Source organism: Streptomyces sp. AcH 505, assembly GCF_000818175.1.
Taxonomy (GTDB): domain Bacteria; phylum Actinomycetota; class Actinomycetes; order Streptomycetales; family Streptomycetaceae; genus Streptomyces.
On sequence record NZ_JTIY01000001.1, the window covers coordinates 4,120,261 to 4,124,768 of the forward strand.

The following is a 4,508-nucleotide window of genomic DNA, read 5'->3' on the forward strand; positions in this document are numbered from 1 at the left end:
CCGCCGCTTCCTTCTGGGCGCGGCGGCGCAGCGCGTCCTCGTCCGTCCGCGCGTCGTACGTCATCAGCTTCGGCAGGACGGCGGCCAGCAGCCCCACCCCCGCCACACACGCCAGCCCGCCGCCCCACACCGCCGGACGGGTCCCGGTCCAGCCGGCCATGGTGCCCGCCCGCACCTGCCCGAGCTGCGGGCCGCAGCTGTACGACAGCACCTCGATCCCCGCCAGCCTGCCGCGTAGCTCCTCGGGCACCGTCTGGTCCCAGATGGTGTGCCGGGCGAGCCCGCTGAGCATGTCGCCGCCGCCCGCGACCGTCAGACACAGCAGCACCAGCCAGATGTTCGACATCAGCCCCGCCGCCGTCATCGCCAGCCCCCAGCTCGCGGCGCCGAGCACGACGAGCCGGCCGTGCCGCCGGGTACGGGACGCCCAGCCGCTGGTCAGACTGAGCAGCACGGCGCCGAACGGGATCGCCCCGTACATCAGCCCCAGCGCCCACCGCGCGTCCAGCTCCTGGGCGAGGAACGGGAAGATCGCGACGGGATAGGCGAAGAACATCGCGACCGTGTCGATCGCGTACGTGCCCAGCAGCACCGGCTTGCTCCACGCGTACCGCGCGCCCTCCACGATGCTGCGCAGCGAAGGACGGCCCGCCTCGTGCGTGGGCGGCGCGGGGGAGAGCCGCAGACACATCAGCACGGAGACGGCGAACCCGGCCACGGTCACCGCGTAGGCCGTCGGCGTACCGGCGTACGCGACGACGACACCCGCGAGCGACGGGCCGGCGACGGCCGCCGTCTGGCTGCGGGTGGAGTTCAGCGCCGCGGCCGCCGTGAGCTGGTCGTGCGGGACGATCCGGGCGATCAGCGAGCCCAGGGCGGGCTGTTGCAGCCCGGACAGCGCGGAGACGCCGGCGGCCACGACGTACAGCGGCCAGAGCGCCGGGTGCGGCAGCAGCCCGTTCAGCAGCAGGACGACGGCCAGCAGGCCGAGCCCCGCCTCGGAGAGCAGGATGACCCGGCGCCGGTCGACGGCGTCGGCGAGCGCGCCGCCGTACAGACCGAACACGATCAGCGGTACGAGCTCGACGGCGCCCATCGCGCCCACCGCGAACGGCGAGTTGGTCAGGTCCTTGATCTGCAGCGGCAGCGCGATCATCGCCATGGAGCTGCCGAACTGCGTCACCAGGCCCTGGGTCCAGAGCAGCCGGAACTCCCGCAGCGTCCGCAGAGGGGTGAGGTCCGGCAGGATCGCGCCGAGCTTTTTCGTCACGAGGCGCCATGTTCCGTGCACATACGTGTGCGGTGCAAGCGCGTTACGTACGGTGCGAACCGGTGCGGTGCCCCCTACCAGCGGGCGGGCGGCGGCGCCGTCAGCCGGTCCGCGAACCGGGACAGCCGGTCCCTGAACCGCCGCCGGCCGCGCGGGCCCGGCACGCTGTTCTCCCCGGCCGCCGCGCTGACCAGATGCTGCACTGTGTCGAAGTCCACACCCGGGAGCGCCTCGGACTCCGGCACGGTGAGCGCCTCGTGGGCGAGGCCGTGCACCTCCGGGTCGCCGCTGTCGAGCGCCAGCACCGTCGCACCGGCCCTGCGCGCGTCGTGCACCCGCTCCAGCAGCCCCTCGCCCGGCCGGTCGGGCGCCACCACGAGCAGCGTCGAGCCCCGGCCGGCCCCGGCGAGCCGGCCGAGCCCGACGGCGAGGTGGGCCGGTTCACCGGGCCGCACCTGGTGGCGCACCAGCGTGGGGGCCAGCTCGGGCTGTCCCGACCAGGCCGCCTCGTCGACCAGATGCGCCGCCAGATGCCACGGCTCGTACTCCTCCGTGCCGACCAGCAGCAGCCCACCGCCCTGCGGGACGACGGAGGCACGCAGCGTCCCGGCGAACCGCCGGGTCGCCGACGGCCACCGGGTACCGGCCAGAACCTCACGCAGCAGGGCGACACGTACGGCATCCATGGCGCCGCATCCTGCCCCTCGCGCCCCGCCCGCACCCCCCGTTCGGCCGCACCCTCACCCGATCGTGGCCGGCCGGTGCGACGTAACGCGGGCCGTCGGTGCGAACTAATGTCAGTGGCATGACTTCTACTGACGGCGGCAGCGCCGCGCCCAAGCCCCCCGCCAAGGACCCCTGGGACCTCCCCGACGTGTCAGGTCTCGTGGTCGGTGTGCTCGGCGGCACCGGCGACCAGGGCCGCGGTCTCGCCTACCGGCTGGCCAGGGCGGGGCAGAAAGTGATCATCGGCTCGCGGGCCGCCGAGCGCGCCGAGGCCGCGGCTGCCGAACTCGGCCACGGGGTCGAGGGCGCGGCCAACGCGGACTGCGCGACCCGCAGCGACGTGATCATCGTCGCCGTGCCGTGGGACGGCCATGCCAAGACCCTGGAGTCCCTCAAGGCGGAGCTGGCGGGCAAGCTCGTCATCGACTGCGTCAACCCGCTCGGCTTCGACAAGAAGGGCGCCTACGCCCTCACCCCCGAGGAGGGCAGCGCCGCCGAACAGGCCGCGGCCCTGCTGCCGGACTCCCGGGTGACCGCCGCCTTCCACCATCTCTCGGCGGTACTGCTCCAGGACCCGGAGATCGAGCTGATCGACACCGATGTGATGGTGCTCGGTGAGGTGCGGGCCGACACGGACCTCGTACAGGCGCTCGCCGCCCGGATCCCCGGCATGCGGGGTGTCTTCGCCGGACGGCTGCGCAACGCCCACCAGGTGGAGTCGCTCGTCGCCAACCTGATCTCGATGAACCGCCGTTACAAGGCCCACGCGGGCCTGCGCGCCACGGACGTCTGACCGGCGTCCGACGGGCCGCGGGCATGGGGGACACTGGACGGCGTACCACCGCAGTCCGGAAGCCGCCGACAGGAGCCGACCCCCATGCCCCGCCTCGCCGTGTACGCCACCGTCGTCTGCGTCCTCGCCGTCGCAGCCGCCGTCATCTCCTTCGTCCAGGGCAATCTGATCGGCATCGTGTGGGTGCTGATCGCCGGGCTCTCGTCGAACATGTCCTGGTACTACCTGCGCAGGGCGAAGGCGGAGCGCGCGGCCCGTACGACGACCGTCACCGGCTGAAGCTGAGCCCGGCGCCCGCCTTGCAGTACGGGTCGGTGCTCGTCCAGAACTGGTAGAGGTTCTGCCCGCAGTAGGCCGCGTTCGGGTTGCTGACCCCCAGCCGGCGCAGCACCGCGTCGACCGCGTCGAAGAAGCCCTCGTTCACGCTGCCGATGTACAGGATGACGAACACCGCGATCAGTCCGAACGGCGCGAACGGCTCGACCTGGCGGCGGATCTTGTGCGAGAGCCAGGGCTCGATCACGCCGTAGCCGTCGAGCCCCGGCACCGGCAGGAAGTTCAGGATCGCGCCGGTGACCTGGAGCAGCGCGAGGAACGCCAGCGCGTACTGGAACTCCATCGGCACCCCGTCGAGCCCGCCGAGCCAGAACGGCGCCGTGCAGACGACGGCGAACAGCGCGTTGGTCAGCGGGCCGGCCGCCGAGATCAGGCTGTGCTTCCAGCGGCCCTGGATGCGGCCCCGCTCGATGAAGACGGCGCCACCGGGCAGCCCGATGCCGCCGAGGATCACGAAGACCACCGGCAGCACGATGCTCAGCAGCGCGTGCGTGTACTTGAGCGGGTTGAGCGTCAGATAGCCCTTGCCCGGGATGGAGATGTCACCGCTGTGCAGGGCGCTGCGGGCGTGCGCGTACTCGTGCAGACAGAGCGAGACGATCCAGCCGCCCGTGACGAACAGGAAGACGGCGAAACCGGCGCTGGCCGCGTACCTCTCCCACACGGCCCAGCCCGACACCGCGGTGACGGCGACGATCCCGACGAAGACGGGACTGATCCGCCGGTCGCTGTTGCGGTTGATGGCGGTGGTCATGGGTGGTTCTCCCGTTGGTCGGCGGCTGTGCGGATCGACCGTACTGGTGACGCGGGGGAAACGACCCGAGGGGGCACCTGGTTCCCCCCGGTCCGCCGGGCGTACGGCGCTCCTGCCGCCCTCGGACGCGGGACCCCGGAACGAACACACCCGAACGTACGGACGGTGTGAGCTGCCGGGCGCGCACAGGGACAATGGGGTCATGCGTATCTCCGTCCTCGGCACGACCCGGGCATTGCACGACGACGGCACCCCCGTCGCCCTCGGCGGGGCGCGGCTGCGTGCCCTGCTGACGGCCCTCGCGCTGCGGCCCGGCCGTACCGTGCCCGTCGCCGTGCTCGTGGCGGAGGTGTGGGACGGCGATCCGCCCGCCGACGCGGTGGGCGCCGTCCAGGCCCTGGTGGGCCGGTTGCGGCGGGCGCTGGGGCCCGGCGCCGTCGCCTCCTACGAAGGGGGCTACCAGCTCGGTGTCGACGCGGAGGACGTGGATCTGCACCGCTTCGGCCGGCTCGCCGACGAAGGCGCCAGGGCCCTGCGGGCGGGCGACCCGGCCAAGGCGGCGGGGCTGCTCGACGACGCGCTCGCGCTCTGGCACGGCCCCGCGCTGACCGACCTGCCGGAGCGCGCGC

The 4,508-nt window shown here is 73.0% G+C and carries 6 protein-coding genes; 3 read left to right on the forward strand and 3 right to left on the reverse strand.

What is annotated here, in order from left to right; genetic code table 11:
* A partial coding sequence (locus HY68_RS18845) for an MFS transporter (protein WP_063779659.1) occupies positions 1-1,270 on the reverse strand: 1,270 nt, incomplete at its 3' end.
* A gap of 74 nt (positions 1,271-1,344) precedes the next feature.
* Positions 1,345-1,956, reverse strand: a complete 612-nt coding sequence (locus HY68_RS18850; protein ID WP_041990425.1) for a hypothetical protein — start codon at positions 1,954-1,956, stop codon at positions 1,345-1,347.
* Between the two features lie 119 nt (positions 1,957-2,075).
* Between HY68_RS18850 and npdG the strand changes: the two genes are divergently transcribed.
* Together npdG and HY68_RS18860 are read left to right on the forward strand one after the other, a co-directional pair.
* On the forward strand, positions 2,076-2,789 hold the full coding sequence (gene npdG, locus HY68_RS18855; protein ID WP_041990427.1) for an NADPH-dependent F420 reductase: 714 nt from the start codon (positions 2,076-2,078) through the stop codon (positions 2,787-2,789).
* An 84-nt stretch (positions 2,790-2,873) separates the two neighbouring features.
* Positions 2,874-3,068, forward strand: a complete 195-nt coding sequence (locus tag HY68_RS18860; protein WP_041990429.1) for a hypothetical protein — start codon at positions 2,874-2,876, stop codon at positions 3,066-3,068.
* Here HY68_RS18860 and HY68_RS18865 read toward each other — a convergent pair.
* Positions 3,058-3,879 (reverse strand): site-2 protease family protein, encoded by an 822-nt coding sequence (locus tag HY68_RS18865; RefSeq protein WP_041990431.1) that lies wholly within the window; start codon positions 3,877-3,879, stop codon positions 3,058-3,060. The two genes, HY68_RS18860 and HY68_RS18865, sit on opposite strands and share 11 nt — an antisense overlap.
* Before the next feature lie 202 nt (positions 3,880-4,081).
* On the opposite strand from HY68_RS18865, the gene HY68_RS18870 reads away from it, so the two are divergent.
* On the forward strand, positions 4,082-4,508 hold a 427-nt coding region (locus HY68_RS18870), incomplete at its 3' end, for a BTAD domain-containing putative transcriptional regulator (RefSeq protein ID WP_041990433.1).

Excerpts from the sequence above, each read along its gene's own strand:
- HY68_RS18850 (WP_041990425.1), bottom strand. The coding sequence starts at position 1,956 with ATGGATGCCGTACGTGTCGCCCTGCTGCGTGAGGTTCTGGCCGGTACC.
- npdG (WP_041990427.1), top strand. The coding sequence starts at position 2,076 with ATGACTTCTACTGACGGCGGCAGCGCCGCGCCCAAGCCCCCCGCCAAG.
- HY68_RS18860 (WP_041990429.1), top strand. The coding sequence starts at position 2,874 with ATGCCCCGCCTCGCCGTGTACGCCACCGTCGTCTGCGTCCTCGCCGTC.
- HY68_RS18865 (WP_041990431.1), bottom strand. The coding sequence starts at position 3,879 with ATGACCACCGCCATCAACCGCAACAGCGACCGGCGGATCAGTCCCGTC.